Origin of the sequence: Pseudomonas sp. C 49-2 (assembly GCF_003970195.1) — a bacterium.
Taxonomy (GTDB): domain Bacteria; phylum Pseudomonadota; class Gammaproteobacteria; order Pseudomonadales; family Pseudomonadaceae; genus Aquipseudomonas; species Aquipseudomonas canadensis.
The window spans coordinates 370,837-386,486 of record NZ_RXYG01000004.1 but is presented as its reverse complement, the minus strand read 5'-3'; the positions used below and the strand labels follow the sequence as shown (position 1 = coordinate 386,486).

Below are 15,650 nucleotides of genomic sequence, written 5' to 3'. Positions count from 1 at the left end.
GTTTTATTCACTGGACGAACGGCACGTTTCGTGATGTGCCATTAGTTGATGGCGTTTCCCAGCACCGCGTGAATCCGCTCGGCGATATGGGCCGCATGGGTTTCCAGGGCGAAGTGGCCAGTGTCGAGCAGTTCCACCACGGCGTGCGGGTTGTCGGTTTGATAGGCGTGTGCACCCGGCGGGATGAAGAACGGATCGTTCTGGCCCCAGATCACCAGTGTTGGCACTTGCTTGGCCTTGAAGAAGGCCTGGAACGCCGGGTACAGCGTCAGGTTGTTGCGGTAGTCGAGGAACAGGTCCAGCTGGATCTCGTCGTTGCCGGGTCGCTGCATGAGCAGTACGTCGAGCATGTAGGACTCTGGTGCCACCAACTCGGGTTGATTCACGCCGTGCAGGTACTGGTAGCGCGTGCCTTCCAGGCTGATCACCGCGTTGCGGATCACCTCGCGGTTGGCCTGGCTTGGTTCGGCCCAGTAGGCGCGAATCGGTGCCCAGGCGTCCCCCAGACCTTCCAGGTAGGCGTTACCGTTTTGCGAAACCAGCGCGCTGACCCGTTCCGGGTACGCCACTGCCAGGCGTAGACCTACCGGTGCGCCATAGTCGAAGACGTACAGCGCGTAACGTGTCAATTCCAGCGCATCGACAAAATGTCCGACGGTGATCGCCAGGTTATCGAAGCTGTAGTGGTAGTCGCGCTCGGCAGGCACTTCGGTAAAGCCGAAACCCGGCAAATCCGGCGCGATCACCCGAAAGCGCGTGGCGAGTAAGGGGATCAGATCGCGGTACATATGCGACGAACTGGGGAAACCGTGCAGCAGCAAGATGACCGGCGCCGAGGGGTCGCCGGCTTCGCGGTAGAACATGCGTACGCCGTCGGCATCGACATGGCGGTAGTGAACGACGGAGGTTGGAAGGGTCATGATGAAGTCACCTTTGTAACTTGATTGGATTGATATACGGGTTACCTTCTTCAAAAGCTGCGCTGAAAAAAGTAACCTGTCAAACTATTTATAACGGTTTCAAATTTGTGTCGTGTAACTATCCGCGTGACTAGATAGCGGTTACTATGTCTGCGCCCTGAAGAGGAATGACCATGACTATCCCAGCCTCCCTTGAACCTTATGTACTCGCCGACGACCCGGTGCTGGACATGCTCAACACGCGCGCCAATGTCGACGCCCAACCGCATGACTTCTGGCAGTCCGATGCCGACGTCGAGCGTTGGCTGGTGCGCCTGGGGTGGGTTGAGGAGGGGCAGGTGCCTGTGTTTGAAGCGGGCGCATTGCTCCGGGTGGGCCGTGATCTGCGCGAGGTGATCCGTGTGTTGCTGGAAGCGCGCAAGGAAGGAGCGCAGGGCGATCCCGCCGCACTGAATGGCTTTTTGCGCAAGGCCGTCAGCCATCCGCAGTTGGCTTGGCCGGCGTCGGGTGAGTTACGCGTTGAGCGTCAGCGCAAGCTGCAAACCCCGGAGCAATTTCTCTCGATGATTGCTGAAGCCGCAGCGCGTTTGCTGGTGGACGGGGATTTCAACCTGATCCGCACCTGCGAACATCCCGAATGTGTGTTGTGGTTCTACGATCGCACCAAGGCCCATAAGCGCCGTTGGTGCAGCATGGCGCTGTGTGGCAACCGGCATAAAGTCGCCGAGTTTCGCAAGCGCAAGCTGGGTTAAGCCTTGCGCTCGCGCTCCAGCAACTGCTGCTTACGTTCCACGCCCCAACGATAGCCCGACAGGTCGCCATTGCTGCGCACCACACGGTGGCAGGGAATCGCAACCGCGAGGCTGTTCGCGCCACACGCTTGAGCCACCGCGCGGAACGATTTCGGCGCGCCAATCCGCTCTGCGATCTGCGCGTAACTGGCCGTGCTCCCCGTTGGAATTTCGCGCAAGGCTTGCCACACCCGTTCCTGAAATGCCGTGCCGCGCAGATCCAGGGGCAGGTCCAGGCCGAGCGCAGGTGCTTCGATAAACCCCACGACCTGTGCCACCAACTGCTCGAAGCGCTGGTCGGCGCCTACCAGTTCGGCCTTGGGAAACTGATCCTGCAGATCGCGCACCAATTGGCCGGGATCGTCCCCCAGCAGAATCGCGCAGACGCCACGGGCGCTCTGCGCCACCAGGATCGCCCCCAATGAACACTGCCCGACAGCGAACAAGATCGCCGTGTTAGTGCCGCCAGCTTTGTAGTCGCTGGGTTTCATGCCGAGGAGCTGGTCGGCCGATTCATAAAAGCGGCTATTGGAATTGAAGCCGGCGTCATACAACGCGTCCGTTACCGAGTGCGAGCTTTTGAGCCCATCGCGCACCTTGCGCGAACGGTGCGCGGTGGCATAGCCCTTAGGCGTCAGGCCGGTGACGGTTTTGAACACGCGGTGAAAGTGGAAAGGGCTCAGGTTGGCCTGCGCGGCCAGCGCACTCAGGCTGGGCGGCGTCTCGGCTTGTTCGATATGTCGGCAGGCTTGAGCCACCAATTGCGCGTGGTGCGCAACCAGCAGAGTCTGGTCTCCCGCTGCACGTTTGCTGGCGCGATAACCGGCGGCTTCGGCCTGCACCGGGGTGTCGAAGAACTCGATGTTTTCCGGGCGCGGTAAACGTGAGGCGCTGCTGGGGCGGCAGTACACGCCAGTGGTCTTCACACCGTAGACGAACAGCGCATCAGCCTTGGGGTCGCGGGCGAGGATGGCCGCCCAGCGTGGGTCTTGTTCGGTTGTCATGCTTGGCACTCTTGACGGATTCCGTTCAGATTAATCGCGCCGCGCCTACCTGGCACTCTGAAGCTTGCGGTCAAATCAACCGGCAGTGCGAAACGTGAGGTTGATGCGTTGCGGCCCCATGACCGGATGCACACCGTCCTTGATCGGCATCACTCCGTGGAAGCGCAGGCGATCCACGCCGCCCCAGACCACTACGTCGCCATGGAACAGTGAGACTTTCCGGGTTTTTTCACTGCGTTCGTGTCCACCAAACAGGAAAATCGCCGGCAGGCCAAGCGACACAGATACAACCGGTTCGCTATAGCGGCGTTCGTTTTTGTCCTGGTGCAGGGACATTTTGGCGCCGGGCACATAGCGGTTGATCAGGCAAGCATCAGGGGCAAAGTCGGGAAAACCGGCCTCTGCCGCCGCGTGCACCGCCAATTGACGCAAGACCTCTGGCATCTTCGGCCACGGCTGCTGGCTGCGCGGGTCGAGTGGCGAGTAGCGGTAGCCGGACGTGTCAGTGGTCCAGCCCAGGTCGCCGCAACTGCTCAATGCCGCCGACATGGTAAAGCCGCCGGGTGTGACCATTTGTCGAAACGGTGATTGAGCCAGCACCCGCCGCAGCTCCGGTAGGAGGCGCTCAATCCAGGGCAGGGCGTAGCCCCTTAATACGTAGGACTGTTCGCCAATTTGCTCACGCCCTGCGGGTTGTTGCAGGGCGTCGTCGGCGAACAGGTCAGCGGTGGGGCCGGGCATCGGCTTACAGCGCCTTGCTCACATTGATGTCGGTGATTTCATCACTGGCATCGTGAATTTTCGCCAGGGCTTGCTTGGCTTCTTCCACGCTGTTGGTCTGCAGTTGGGCGAACTCAAAGCGGCGTTCGCCGTTAAGCTTGTACTTGATCACGTATTTGGTAGTGGTGTTCACGGCTATTTCCTGTGAAGTGTGCGGATCAGCTCAGCTTGGAGCTGGTACGACGCACAATGCGGATCTTGTGGGACAACGCGGGTTTGCGGGTGACGCTGATTGCGCGACGCGTGACTACGTCCAGCGTGATGTTCCAGAACCCGGTGCTCGGCGCAGTGATTTTGGCGGGGAACTTGTCGAAGGCGCCGCCGTGATAGGTGTGACGGCCGCCATTCTTGAAGCTGCGAAAATTCGCATCGCTCATCAGGCGGATATTACAAGTCTGAGAGCATTCGATGACGACAATGTCGCCCTCGTTGAGGTGCTCACGCTGGTGGATGAATTTCATGGGTGGAGACTCCAGAAGGGCTTTTTCTGAAAAATCAGAACGATACGTAGGTTAAGATGGAGTTTATCAGCCCCAGCGTGTTTATTATCGGCCCGTCTTCAACGACGTCGACAATTTAAAACAGTTATTTACCGAGTTATCAGGGATAAATCCTACGTGGGCGGGAGAAAATTACCATCTCCGCTGTCGTAGGGTCTTTATCGGAGGTTTTAGTATGAAATGGAGTGTGTTGGTTCTGGCCCTGGCGATTGGTGGGTGTGCTTCGGTTGCAGATATCAAGCAGACCCCTCCGACCTTGGCAGTGATTTCCGGTAAAAAACCGAAGGAATACGCTGCGTGTGTGGTACAGAAGCTGTCGGCGACTCGCCGGCCACCGCAGATCGAACCGCATAAGGACGGCGGCGTGCAGGTGATTGTGCCGCAGAAATTCTCGGCCGACCCTTCGGCGATCTTCGAGATCGATGAGCGCTCCAGTGGCAGTAGCATCAAGCTTTACGAGAGCATGTCCAATGTGCCGATCCGTCCGGGTGACGTGAAGAAGGCCGGCGAGGACTGCATTTCCGGCTGATCTGGCCTGTTCAACCCAGCGACTTTCAATCCGATAAAAAAGCCTGGCCGCGTAAGCGTAAAGCCAGGCTTTTTTTTGCGCTGCGTTTTTGGAGTTGTCGCGACGGGGTCATTCCCCTACCATTTGTAGGCTTATGCCGTAAGAGTCTAAGCATATAACTATAAAATGGAGCCGTGATGATGTCTCTGGAACGAGTACTGATGGGCAGTGCGCTGATGTTGCTATTGGGCAATGCCCACGCGCTGGAGGGGAGGAAGATCTTCGCCGAGGGCGGTTCGCAGCCGGGTGCCATGCCCTGTGTAGCCTGTCATGGTGCCGATGGCGCGGGGATGGCCGCAGCAGGCTTTCCCCGGTTAGCGGGTTTGCCCGCGCCGTATGTGCGTAAACAACTGGAGGATTTCAAAGGTGGCAGCCGTTCAAATCCCGTGATGCAGCCGGTGGCGAACGCCCTCACGGACGCCGAAATCGAGGCGGTCAGCCAGGCGCTGGCGGCAATGCCGGGGCCTGTTCCACAGGCGATCTATCGCGGCGATATGCCGCTCAATGCTGCACAAAAGCTCGCACAACAAGGCGCCTGGGAACGGCAGATTCCGGCCTGTGCCAGTTGCCATGGCCCAGCAGGGACGGGGGTCGGTGACGCATTCCCGCCCCTGGCCGGCCAACCCGCCGCTTACCTGGCAGCGCAATTGACGGCTTGGCAAAATGGCACCCGCCACAATGATCCGAATGACTTGATGGGGCACATCGCTAAGTCCCTCACGGCAGAAGAAGTGCAGGGCGTGGCCCAGTATTTCGCTTCGCTGAAACTGGAGGCCAAGCCATGAGTCCGTTGATATTAGCCTTGGGCCTATTGGCTGTTCCCTCGGCTAACGCCGCCACGATCGCCATGGAAGACCAATCACAGTTGCAACCCGCCAGCCACGCTGCGGCCAGCCAATTCCGGCCGCCTCAAGAAAGCGAACTGCCCGACAATGCTTACGGTAAGCTGGTGAAAGAGGGGTATGCGTTGTTCGTGGATACTCAGCGGCTGGCGCCGAAATATGTCGGTAACGGACTCAACTGCAGCAACTGCCACCTGGACCAGGGCCGCCTCGCCAACTCGGCGCCACTGTGGGCTGCGTACCCGATGTACCCGGCCTATCGGAAGAAAAACGACAAGGTCAATACCTTTGCCGAGCGATTGCAGGGCTGTTTCCAGTTCAGTATGAACGGCGGCACACCCCCGGCCGCAGATAGCTCTGAGATCACCGCGCTTTCGGTGTATGCCTACTGGCTGGCGAGCAAGGCACCGCTGGGTGTCGAGTTGCCTGGTCGTGGCTACCCAGACGTTGCGCAACCGGCCAAGGGTTATAACCTGGCTCAGGGTGCCCAGGTGTACCAGGAGCAGTGCGCGGTCTGCCACGGCGGCGAAGGGCAGGGCCAAAAGGTCGGTGAGCACTATGTGATGCCACCGCTGTGGGGCAAGGATTCCTACAATTGGGGCGCCGGCATGCACCGCATCAATACGGCGGCGTCCTTCATCAAACATAACATGCCGCTGGGCAAGGGCGGCAGCTTGAGCGACCAGCAAGCCTGGGATGTTGCAGCCTATGTCAACAGCCATGAGCGGCCGCAGGATCCGCGATTGGTTGACGGTTCCGTGGAGAAAACCCGGGTCAAGTTCCACGCCAACGATGGCGTCAATCTCTACGGCCAAAACGTAGAAGGCGTGCTGATCGGGCAGGGCATCCGTTAAACTGTTACCCGATCAATGCAAAAATGCCGCGCAAACCCTCGGTTTGTGCGGCATCTGCCTTTTTGGGAAGTCTTTCATGAAGCGTGAACACGTCAGGGCTCGCCAGGCCGAAGGCCAGATATCGGCCACTCACATCATCCAGAACCCGGCCGATCTTGGGGAGTGGATCGTATTCTTCAAGAAAAGCGGCGGCCGCAGTTTTTTCCTGGTGGACGATCAGGATGAAGTCGAGTCGTTCGCGCGCCTGGATGACCTGGTGGAGACCATCCGCAGCCTGGGCATCAAGTTTGCCGACATTCAGTTGTAAGCCTCAAGCTTACTTGCAGACCACCACTACACTGCGACTCTTGTAGTTGCCCACGTCCTGCCCCAGGGTCTTGTCGCTTTCCTTGAGCGACGGCGTGCCTTCGGTACCGACGATGCGATAGCCGGTGCCGGCACACGAGGCATCAGCCTTTTCGTAGCAGCTGGCCCAGGAATTGGCTTCGCCTGAGCAATCGATGGTCAGACCTTGTTCACCGTTTTTCAGGTAGACGTCAGAAGTGGTGGTGCAGCCGGCGAGCGCCAGTACCGCAGTCAGTGCCAGAATCTTGTTCATGTGTGTTCATCATCGAGGGTGTTGGAAGGGCGCTGACACTGTCGTGGGGCGTTTCGGCGAGATTATAGCGAACTGCCATGTACGTACAGACAAACACTAAAAAGCCCCGGTCAAACGGGGCTTTTGCGCAGCGCTTGGACGCTTACTTGCCCTTCGGCCGCTTGCTCGATGCGTGGCCCGCTTCATCCACAAATACTTCAGCTACCGCGATAGCCTGGCTTTCGGTCGGGAATACCCCGGCGACGCTGTCACCGTGGAAGTTGATCAAGTGCCAACCGTCCGCTCGCTGTGTGATCAGGTAGCCGTTCACGCCTTTTGGTTCTGACATCTATCAAGTATCTCGTGGTGTGGTTCAAGGGCCTTATGATAGCGCCAAATGCAGCGATTCAGCGCAAGTTATTCCAGGTCAGTGTTCCGGTTGCAAAAGCGTGCTAAAAAGAGTGCAGCCCTTTGAAACATTGAGGTGCAGCCGTTTTTTGCCGTAGCGGTGGGAGCGCGGTCCATAAGGCCAGCGGAACTTACGCCGAGATTTTTTCTCTATGATGACATCGCAACGCCAGCAGGACCCATTGTAAGGTGACTGCGGCCTGATTAGACTGCGCCGAATTCCGTACGCACAGCCCTTTGTAAGGACTCATATGATCAAGAAATGCTTGTTCCCAGCAGCCGGTTACGGCACTCGCTTCTTGCCAGCGACCAAAGCCATGCCCAAAGAGATGCTGCCGGTGGTGAACAAGCCACTGATTCAGTACGGCGTCGAAGAGGCACTGGATGCCGGCCTGAACGAAATTTCCATCGTCACCGGCCGCGGTAAGCGCGCCCTGGAAGACCACTTCGACATCAGCTATGAGCTGGAAAACCAGATCAAGGGCACCGACAAGGAAAAATACCTGGTCGGCATCCGCAAGCTGCTCGACGAGTGCTCGTTCTCCTACACCCGTCAGACCCAGATGAAAGGCCTCGGCCACGCGATCCTGACCGGTCGCCCACTGATCGGTGACGAACCGTTCGCCGTGGTGCTGGCGGATGACCTGTGCGTGAACCTGGAAGGCGACGGTGTGTTGACCCAGATGGTCAAGCTCTACCAGAAATACCGCTGCACCATCGTTGCGGTGATGGAAGTGAACCCGACCGAAACCAACAAGTACGGCGTTATCGCCGGCGACGACATTGGGGATGGCTTGATCCGCGTGCGTGACATGGTTGAAAAACCGGCACCGGAAGACGCACCTTCCAACCTGGCGATCATCGGTCGCTACATCCTGACCCCGGATATCTTCAAGCTGATCGAAGAAACCGAGCCAGGCAAAGGCGGCGAAATCCAGATCACCGACGCCCTGTTGAAGCAAGCCAAAGACGGTTGCGTGATTGCCTACAAGTTCAAGGGCCAGCGCTTCGACTGCGGCGGCGCTGAAGGCTACATCGAAGCGACCAACTTCTGCTACGAGCACTTCTACAAGACTGGCAAGGCTTACTGATTCAAGCTGTAAGCGTCCCGGTCCAAAAAAGCCACCTTCGGGTGGCTTTTTCGTTTTTCAGCCCCATGTAAGTCGGTATGCTGATGTCCTGCCGAGGAGAGTGAAATGGCCTACGATTTTGACCTGTATGTGATTGGCGCCGGTTCCGGTGGTGTTCGTGCGGCGCGTTTTGCCGCAGGCTTTGGTGCCAAGGTGGCCGTGGCGGAAAGCCGCTACCTGGGTGGCACTTGCGTCAACGTCGGCTGCGTGCCGAAGAAACTGTTGGTGTACGGCGCACACTTTGCCGAAGATTTTGAGCAGGCCAGTGGATTTGGCTGGTCGCTGGGTGAGGCGAATTTTGATTGGGCCACCCTGATCGCCAACAAAGATCGTGAAATCAACCGCCTGAACGGCATTTACCGCAACCTGCTGGTCAATAGCGGCGTGACCCTGCATGAGGGGCACGCTCGCCTGGTGGATGCGCATCAGGTCGAAATCAACGGCGAGCGCTTTACCGCCAAACACATCCTGATCGCAACGGGTGGCTGGCCGCAGATTCCGGAAATTCCGGGCCGTGAACATGCCATTGGTTCCAATGAAGCGTTTTTCCTCAAAGAGTTGCCCAAGCGTGTATTGGTTGTCGGTGGTGGCTACATTGCCGTCGAGTTCGCGGGGATCTTCCATGGCCTGGGTGCACAGACAACCCTGCTGTATCGCGGTGACTTGTTCCTGCGTGGTTTTGACGGTTCGGTGCGTACGCACCTGAAGGAAGAGCTGACCAAGCGTGGCCTGGACCTGCAATTCAATGCAGACATCGAGCGCATCGACAAGCAAGCGGATGGCAGCCTCAAGGCCACGCTGAAAGACGGTCGCGTGTTGGAAGCGGACTGTGTGTTCTACGCCACTGGCCGCCGTCCGATGCTGGACAACCTTGGCCTGGAGAACACAGGCGTGAAACTCGACAAGCGTGGCTTCGTCGAAGTGGACGATCTGTATCAGACCGCTGAGTCGTCGATCCTGGCCATCGGCGACGTAATCGGGCGCGTGCAGCTGACACCGGTTGCGTTGGCTGAAGGCATGGCCGTGGCGCGTCGCTTGTTCAAGCCGGAGCAATATCGTCCGGTGGATTACGCCATGATTCCGACGGCGGTGTTCAGCCTGCCGAACATTGGTACTGTTGGCCTGACCGAAGAGGAAGCGAAAGAGAAGGGTCATAAGGTGCAGATCTTCGAAAGCCGTTTCCGGCCAATGAAGCTGACCCTGACTGAGTGCCAGGAAAAAACCCTGATGAAGCTAGTGGTCGACGCTGATACCGACCAAGTGCTGGGTTGTCACATGGTCGGTCCGGATGCCGGCGAGATCGTCCAGGGCTTGGCGATCGCGCTCAAGGCGGGCGCGACCAAGCAGCATTTCGATGACACCATCGGTGTGCACCCTACGGCGGCGGAAGAGTTCGTCACCATGCGCACGCCTGTGGCAGGCTGATCAGCTCTCGGGTGTTGCCTCTGGCGCCGTCGCAACGGCGGCTGCCAGGCGCAATGCCTCGATACTGGCCTGGGTTTTGATCAGTTCCAATTCCAGGGTTTTGTTGGATTGTTGATGTTCAGTCAACGCTTCCTGGCGTGACTGGCTCTCCAGCACCGCAACGCGCAGACGCTCCTGAAGCAGGGTGCGCTCGCTGTCAATCAGGCTCACCTGTTCGCTCAGCTTGAGCTGCTGGGCCTGGTCTTTGCGGGACTGTTCCTGCAGCGCCGTCAACTCTTTCGATGTCACTCGATGTTCAATCAGCAGTCGCTCATTGTCGCGGTGCAGTTGGGTGATTTCATCCTGGCGCACCATGGCGCTCTGCTGGGCTTGGCGCAACTCGGCTTGGATCTGTTGCAGTTGCCCTTCGTGACGACGCTGTTCCTGTTCACGCTGCTCCTTGATCGCATTACGGTAATGCTCCAAGGCATCCCTTGCGTGCAGGTGCTTTTCTTCCAGCGAGCGAATCTGTTCGTCCTTATCGTTGATCCGTAATTCGTAATCACTGCACGCCTGGCTCAGCCCGGCGTTACGGGTTTGTTCGGTCTGCAGGCTGGTGCTGGCGGTTTGCAGGGCCGCGCTTTCTTCTGCCAGGGCGGCGGCCTGGATATCAAATTGTTGCTTGAGTTGGCCGTGTGCTTCCTCAAGGGCTTCCAGTTGGGCGAGCAGGGCGGCTTTCTGTTGCTCGAACTGCGCCAGGGCCAGGTCGATAGGCTCCTGGGCTTTCTCCTTCAAGCGTTGCGCCAGGCGCGCTACCAGTTCACCAAGCTCGTCGTCGATGGGCGCCTCGGTGATGGTGGCTCGGCTTTCGCTCTCATCCAGCTCCTTCAGATAGCGATGAATCGTGGTTTTCGAGCCGGTATTGCCCATTTCGATGCGTACGGCATCGATGCTGGGGTTTTCGCCGCGGGCGAGGATCGCCAGGCGTGCCGTTTGAACTACTGCTTTGTTAATGCCGCCGCGAGCCATGGGGTCTCCGTCGATTTCGTAATGTGGTATGTATTATGTATATACATACCATATCACAAATAAAAATTCGTTTAAATTCACGATTTAACAGATGGGATATTGGCGTATTATCCCGTGTCATAAGCATTTAATCCGCAAAAGCAACTGCCAGCAGTACGAATAGGCCCTTCATGAGCGATCTGGATCGTTACCTCAACGCCGCCACACGCGATAACACGCGACGTAGTTATCGTGCGGCCATCGAGCATTTCGAAGTGAGCTGGGGAGGGTTCCTGCCCGCGACCAGCGACAGCGTGGCGCGTTATCTGGTGGCGCATGCCGGAGTCTTGGCGGTCAACACGCTCAAGCTGCGGCTGTCGGCACTGGCGCAGTGGCATACGAGCCAGGGTTTTCCCGACCCGACCAAGGCGCCGGTGGTGCGCAAAGTGCTCAAGGGCATTCGTGCCGTGCACCCGGCGCAGGAGAAGCAAGCCGAGCCTTTGCAACTCAAACACCTTGAGCAGGTGGTGGCTTCTCTTGAGAAGGAAGCGAAAGACGCAGCCCACGACGTGTCTCGGCTACTGCGCGCCAAGCGCGACACTGCATTGATCCTGCTGGGTTTCTGGCGCGGCTTTCGCAGCGATGAGCTGTGTCGGCTCGAGATCGAGCATGTGCAAGCGACGCCTGGTGCCGGGATCAGCCTGTATCTGCCGCGCAGCAAAAGCGACCGCGACAACCTCGGCAAGACTTATCACACACCCGCGCTTTTGCGCCTGTGCCCGGTGCAGGCCTACAGCGAGTGGCTCAGCGCCTCGGCATTGGTGCGTGGCCCGGTGTTTCGCGGCATCGATCGCTGGGGCAACCTGGGTGAGGAGGGGTTGCACCCCAACAGTGTGATCCCGCTGCTGCGCCAGGCGCTGGAGCGCGCCGGCATCCCCGCCGAGCAATACACCAGCCACTCACTGCGTCGGGGCTTTGCCACGTGGGCCCATCGCAGCGGTTGGGATTTGAAGTCGTTGATGAGTTACGTCGGCTGGAGCGACATGAAATCCGCCATGCGCTATGTTGAAGCGACGCCCTTTCTTGGCATGACTCTGGCGACGCCACCGCTGCTTTGAGATTTCTTCTATTAATACAGTCACCTGATAGGGAAAACCAATCGTCAGCATCAGGTTTGCCAATGAGCCATCGGCCAAGAGAGTGGGTAGGATTCACTTCATCAACTTACTAAGCCCTTCTACAAACCTGACGGAGAGTCAACGATGCCTATCATCAACAGCCAAGTAAAACCGTTCAAAGCTACCGCCTACAAAAACGGCAACTTCGTAGACGTGACCGACGCTGACCTGAAAGGCAAATGGTCCGTGGTGTTCTTCTACCCAGCCGACTTCACCTTCGTTTGCCCAACTGAACTGGAAGACCTGGCCGACAACTACGCCGAATTCCAGAAGCTGGGCGTCGAGATCTACAGCGTTTCCACCGACACCCACTTTGCCCACGCTGCCTGGCACAACACTTCGCCAGCCATCGGCAAAATCCAGTACACCATGATCGGTGACCCAACCCTGACCATCTCCCGCAACTTCGACGTACTGATCGAAGAAGCAGGCCTGGCAGACCGCGGTACTTTCGTGATCAACCCAGAAGGTCAGATCAAGATCGTTGAGCTGAACGACGGCGGTGTTGGTCGTGACGCTTCCGAGCTGCTGCGCAAGATCAAAGCCGCTCAGTACGTCGCTGCCCATCCAGGCGAAGTGTGCCCAGCCAAGTGGAAAGAAGGCGAAGCCACCTTGGCTCCGTCCCTGGACCTGGTCGGCAAGATCTAAGTCTGTGAAGTCTCAAGGGCGGTATTCCGCACTTAAGTAAGCTGCATCCGCCCTCAAAACGCCCGGGCGAGATTCGCTCGGGCGTTTTTTTGTCTGCAATAAACCGAATTAATAGGAAATCGCCCGTATGTTGGACGCCAATCTTAAAGCTCAGTTGAAGTCATACCTGGAACGGGTCACCCAGCCGATCGAGATCGTCGCCTCCCTCGATGACGGCGCGAAATCCCAGGAAATGCTTGCCCTTTTGCAGGATGTTGTCAGCCTCACCACGCTGATTACCCTGAAAACCGATGGTGATGATGCGCGTAAGCCGTCGTTTTCCATCAACCGCCCGGGTGCCGAGATCAGCCTGCGTTTCGCCGGCATCCCCATGGGCCATGAATTCACTTCGTTGGTGCTGGCCCTGCTGCAAGTCGGTGGCCACCCGTCGAAGGCCAGTGTCGAAGTGATTGAACAGATCCGCGCCCTTAAAGGCGAGTTCAGCTTCGAGACTTACTTCTCGCTGTCCTGCCAGAACTGCCCGGATGTGGTCCAAGCGCTGAACCTGATGGCCGTGCTCAACCCGAACATCCGCCACGTTGCCATCGACGGCGCGCTGTTCCAGGCGGAAGTCGACGAGCGCCAGATCATGGCGGTACCGAGCGTTTACTTGAACGGTGTGAACTTCGGCCAAGGCCGCATGGGCCTGGAGGAAATCCTCGCCAAGCTCGACACCAGTGGCATCGAAAAAGCCGCCGAGAAAATCAGCGCCAAAGACGCCTTTGATGTGCTTGTGGTCGGCGGTGGCCCAGCCGGTTCTGCGGCCGCGATCTACGCTGCACGTAAAGGCATCCGTACCGGCGTTGCTGCTGAGCGCTTTGGCGGCCAAGTGCTGGACACCATGTCCATCGAGAACTTCATCTCGGTACAAGAAACCGAAGGGCCGAAACTGGCCAGCGCGTTGGAAGCCCACGTACGCCAATACGATGTGGACATCATGAACCTCCAGCGCGCCAGCAGCCTGGTGCCCGCGAAAAACGCCGGTGACTTGCACGAAATCCGCTTCGAAAGCGGTGCGACCCTGAAGTCCAAGACTGTGATCCTGGCCACCGGCGCCCGCTGGCGCGAAATGGGTGTGCCGGGTGAGCAGGAATACAAGGCCAAGGGCGTGTGCTTCTGCCCGCACTGCGACGGTCCGCTGTTCAAGGGCAAGCGTGTGGCGGTTATCGGCGGCGGTAACTCCGGCGTTGAGGCGGCCATTGACCTGGCCGGTATCGTCAGCCACGTCACCCTGCTTGAGTTCGACAGCAAATTGCGCGCCGACGCCGTGTTGCAGCGCAAGCTCTACAGTCTGCCGAACGTTGACGTGATCACCAGTGCGTTGACCAGCGAAGTGAAAGGCGATGGCCAGAAAGTCACCGGCCTGGCGTACAAGGATCGCGACAGCGGCGAGTTCAAGACCATCGACCTGGAAGGGATCTTTGTGCAGATCGGCTTGCTGCCCAACACTGACTGGCTCAAAGGCACCGTTGAACTGACGCCGCGCGGCGAGATCATCGTCGATGCGCGGGGGGAGACTTCACTGCCCGGCGTGTTTGCCGCCGGTGATGTGACGACGGTGCCCTACAAGCAGATCGTGATTGCAGTGGGTGAGGGCGCCAAGGCTTCCCTGAGTGCCTTCGATCACCTGATCCGCACTTCCGCCCCGGCGTAAATCCGGAGCCGGAAATGAAAAACCCCATGAGTGATCATGGGGTTTTTTCGTTACAGCGGTGCGGGCTGGATAATCTCGACCCAGTACGCGTCCGGGTCCTTGATGAAGGCCAGGCTCTTCATGCGGCCATCGCTCAGGCGCTTCTGGAAGTCGCAGCCCAGGGCTTCGAAACGTTCGCAGGCAGCGACGATATCCGGCACCGAGATGCAGATATGGCCAAAGCCACGTGGGTCGGTATTGCCATTGTGGTAGGCAAAGTCGGCGTCGTTTTCGGTGCCGTGGTTGTGGGTGAGTTCCAGGATGCCTGGGATCGACTTCATCCACTGGGTGCGCTCGGCGGCGTCGGCCGGGATCTGGGATTTGTCCACCAGGGCCAGGAAGTACAGGCTGAATTCGGCTTCCGGAAAATCACGCTTTTCAACCAGGGAAAAACCCAGGACGCGGGTGTAGAAGTCCAGCGACTTGGTGATGTCCTTGACCCGCAGCATGGTGTGGTTGAACACGAAGTTCGTGGTGGCGGTGTCCGGTTGGGCGGTAACGCCCGGGAAAGTGTTCAGTTCGTGCAGGCTCATGGGCCCTCCAGAAAAAATGGGGCAAACGCAGCTCTGAAATGTGAGCGGTTCCTTGGCTTGCGGCTGGCATCCGTGCAGCCGGACCATGATACGCAAGGCTTGCCCCAGGCGCCAAATGAAAAAGCCCATGCAGGCCTTGCGACACAGGGGCGCCGGGGCTCAAACTTTGGCGCTTGAACCTTGGGTATTTTTCGCAATGATCGCATTTCGTAAACCGCTGTTGAGCGCTGTGTGTTTGCTGGTGGGCAGTTCCTTGGTGCTGGCGGCCGACCCCGAAATTCATTGGCCCAGTGGCTGGCAGGTCGAAGAGGTCGTACCGGATGGCGAAGCGCCTGCCAAACCCCAGGCGGTGTCGCGCCAGCGTGCAATCAAGAATGATGAAAATGGCACGACCCTGATGGTGATGGAGTTGACCGGTACGCCGATTGAAGCGGGGCATAAGGTTAATCTACAAGGCGTACTGCTGGAGATGCGCAAGTCCATTCAGAAAGATTTTGCCCAGGGTGGTTATCAAAGTGTGTGCAGCAAGATGCGCCCTACAACATTGAGCCGCCTAGACGCGCTGGAAACTACTTGTGTGATAACCGAAAACGGGCGCCACGTGCTTTCGCAAACATTGGTGGGCGCGGTTGATGCCGATAAGGCGTATGTTTTTTCATACGCAGGGCAGGCGGATGCGTACGAAGCAAGCAAGGAAGAAGTCAGCTCGGTGCGCGATAGCCTCAAACTCTAAGTGTGTAATGTGCGACGTTTCTGAACATTATGAAACGTTA

General features: G+C 58.3%; 20 protein-coding genes. 11 read left to right on the top strand and 9 right to left on the bottom strand.

Annotation, left to right across the window (positions count from 1 at the left end):
* Positions 1-41: 41 nt before the first annotated feature.
* A complete protein-coding gene (locus tag EJ576_RS10640; protein WP_178083536.1) occupies positions 42-920 on the bottom strand; it encodes an alpha/beta fold hydrolase in 879 nt (292 codons plus the stop codon).
* A gap of 173 nt (positions 921-1,093) precedes the next feature.
* Between EJ576_RS10640 and EJ576_RS10635 the strand changes: the two genes are divergently transcribed.
* Positions 1,094-1,672 (top strand): ABATE domain-containing protein, encoded by a 579-nt coding sequence (locus tag EJ576_RS10635; RefSeq protein ID WP_126570311.1) that lies wholly within the window; start codon positions 1,094-1,096, stop codon positions 1,670-1,672.
* Here EJ576_RS10635 and ada read toward each other — a convergent pair.
* From ada to EJ576_RS10620, 4 genes are all read right to left on the bottom strand, one after another.
* Positions 1,669-2,715 carry a bifunctional DNA-binding transcriptional regulator/O6-methylguanine-DNA methyltransferase Ada gene (gene ada / locus EJ576_RS10630; RefSeq protein ID WP_122727136.1) on the bottom strand — a complete coding sequence of 349 codons (1,047 nt, stop codon included), beginning with the start codon at positions 2,713-2,715 and terminating at the stop codon, positions 1,669-1,671. The two genes, EJ576_RS10635 and ada, sit on opposite strands and share 4 nt — an antisense overlap.
* A gap of 75 nt (positions 2,716-2,790) precedes the next feature.
* Positions 2,791-3,456 carry a DNA oxidative demethylase AlkB gene (alkB, locus tag EJ576_RS10625; RefSeq protein WP_122727133.1) on the bottom strand — a complete coding sequence of 222 codons (666 nt, stop codon included), beginning with the start codon at positions 3,454-3,456 and terminating at the stop codon, positions 2,791-2,793.
* Positions 3,457-3,460: 4 nt separating this feature from the next.
* On the bottom strand, positions 3,461-3,628 hold the full coding sequence (locus EJ576_RS29770) for a hypothetical protein (protein ID WP_016974793.1): 168 nt from the start codon (positions 3,626-3,628) through the stop codon (positions 3,461-3,463).
* A 25-nt stretch (positions 3,629-3,653) separates the two neighbouring features.
* A complete protein-coding gene (locus tag EJ576_RS10620) occupies positions 3,654-3,956 on the bottom strand; it encodes a DUF1883 domain-containing protein (RefSeq protein WP_003191319.1) in 303 nt (100 codons plus the stop codon).
* Positions 3,957-4,170: 214 nt separating this feature from the next.
* On the opposite strand from EJ576_RS10620, the gene EJ576_RS10615 reads away from it, so the two are divergent.
* The 4 genes from EJ576_RS10615 (at position 4,171) to EJ576_RS10600 (ending at position 6,566) form a co-directional block, all read left to right on the top strand.
* Positions 4,171-4,524 (top strand): hypothetical protein, encoded by a 354-nt coding sequence (locus EJ576_RS10615; RefSeq protein WP_028616222.1) that lies wholly within the window; start codon positions 4,171-4,173, stop codon positions 4,522-4,524.
* Between the two features lie 176 nt (positions 4,525-4,700).
* On the top strand, positions 4,701-5,348 hold the full coding sequence (locus tag EJ576_RS10610) for a c-type cytochrome (protein ID WP_126570310.1): 648 nt from the start codon (positions 4,701-4,703) through the stop codon (positions 5,346-5,348).
* 62 nt (positions 5,349-5,410) lie between these two features.
* Complete coding sequence (locus EJ576_RS10605; protein WP_371923939.1) at positions 5,411-6,259, top strand: c-type cytochrome; 849 nt, start codon at positions 5,411-5,413, stop codon at positions 6,257-6,259.
* Positions 6,260-6,335: 76 nt separating this feature from the next.
* Positions 6,336-6,566: a hypothetical protein gene (locus tag EJ576_RS10600; RefSeq protein ID WP_068933096.1), complete on the top strand. Its 231-nt coding sequence runs from the start codon at positions 6,336-6,338 to the stop codon at positions 6,564-6,566.
* Between the two features lie 9 nt (positions 6,567-6,575).
* Here EJ576_RS10600 and EJ576_RS10595 read toward each other — a convergent pair whose 3' ends face one another.
* Both EJ576_RS10595 and EJ576_RS10590 read right to left on the bottom strand, forming a co-directional pair.
* Positions 6,576-6,857 carry a hypothetical protein gene (locus EJ576_RS10595; RefSeq protein WP_016974790.1) on the bottom strand — a complete coding sequence of 94 codons (282 nt, stop codon included), beginning with the start codon at positions 6,855-6,857 and terminating at the stop codon, positions 6,576-6,578.
* 142 nt (positions 6,858-6,999) lie between these two features.
* On the bottom strand, positions 7,000-7,185 hold the full coding sequence (locus EJ576_RS10590) for a hypothetical protein (RefSeq protein ID WP_028616218.1): 186 nt from the start codon (positions 7,183-7,185) through the stop codon (positions 7,000-7,002).
* A 310-nt stretch (positions 7,186-7,495) separates the two neighbouring features.
* Here EJ576_RS10590 and galU point away from each other — a divergent pair, with 310 nt between their 5' ends.
* Both galU and gorA read left to right on the top strand, forming a co-directional pair.
* A complete protein-coding gene (galU, locus tag EJ576_RS10585) occupies positions 7,496-8,335 on the top strand; it encodes a UTP--glucose-1-phosphate uridylyltransferase GalU (RefSeq protein WP_003173830.1) in 840 nt (279 codons plus the stop codon).
* Between the two features lie 105 nt (positions 8,336-8,440).
* On the top strand, positions 8,441-9,799 hold the full coding sequence (gene gorA / locus EJ576_RS10580) for a glutathione-disulfide reductase (protein WP_038850939.1): 1,359 nt from the start codon (positions 8,441-8,443) through the stop codon (positions 9,797-9,799).
* Here gorA and EJ576_RS10575 read toward each other — a convergent pair whose 3' ends face one another.
* Positions 9,800-10,807 (bottom strand): DNA-binding protein, encoded by a 1,008-nt coding sequence (locus tag EJ576_RS10575; protein WP_126570309.1) that lies wholly within the window; start codon positions 10,805-10,807, stop codon positions 9,800-9,802. It abuts the gene before it with no gap.
* Positions 10,808-10,977: 170 nt separating this feature from the next.
* Here EJ576_RS10575 and EJ576_RS10570 point away from each other — a divergent pair, with 170 nt between their 5' ends.
* From EJ576_RS10570 to ahpF, 3 genes are all read left to right on the top strand, one after another.
* The gene (locus EJ576_RS10570) at positions 10,978-11,904 is read left to right on the top strand and encodes a site-specific integrase (protein ID WP_122727121.1); all 927 of its coding nucleotides are present in this window, start codon (positions 10,978-10,980) and stop codon (positions 11,902-11,904) included.
* Between the two features lie 144 nt (positions 11,905-12,048).
* Positions 12,049-12,612 carry an alkyl hydroperoxide reductase subunit C gene (gene ahpC, locus EJ576_RS10565; RefSeq protein WP_003173835.1) on the top strand — a complete coding sequence of 188 codons (564 nt, stop codon included), beginning with the start codon at positions 12,049-12,051 and terminating at the stop codon, positions 12,610-12,612.
* Between the two features lie 127 nt (positions 12,613-12,739).
* Positions 12,740-14,305, top strand: coding sequence for an alkyl hydroperoxide reductase subunit F (ahpF, locus tag EJ576_RS10560; RefSeq protein ID WP_028616213.1), 1,566 nt, complete (start codon positions 12,740-12,742; stop codon positions 14,303-14,305).
* 50 nt (positions 14,306-14,355) lie between these two features.
* On the opposite strand, the gene gloA is transcribed toward ahpF, so the two are convergent.
* Entirely contained in the window at positions 14,356-14,877 is a 522-nt protein-coding gene (gene gloA, locus EJ576_RS10555; protein WP_016974784.1) for a lactoylglutathione lyase, read from the bottom strand.
* 196 nt (positions 14,878-15,073) lie between these two features.
* Here gloA and EJ576_RS10550 point away from each other — a divergent pair, with 196 nt between their 5' ends.
* Positions 15,074-15,610: a DUF4946 domain-containing protein gene (locus tag EJ576_RS10550; RefSeq protein ID WP_123477843.1), complete on the top strand. Its 537-nt coding sequence runs from the start codon at positions 15,074-15,076 to the stop codon at positions 15,608-15,610.
* Positions 15,611-15,650: the final 40 nt, after the last annotated feature.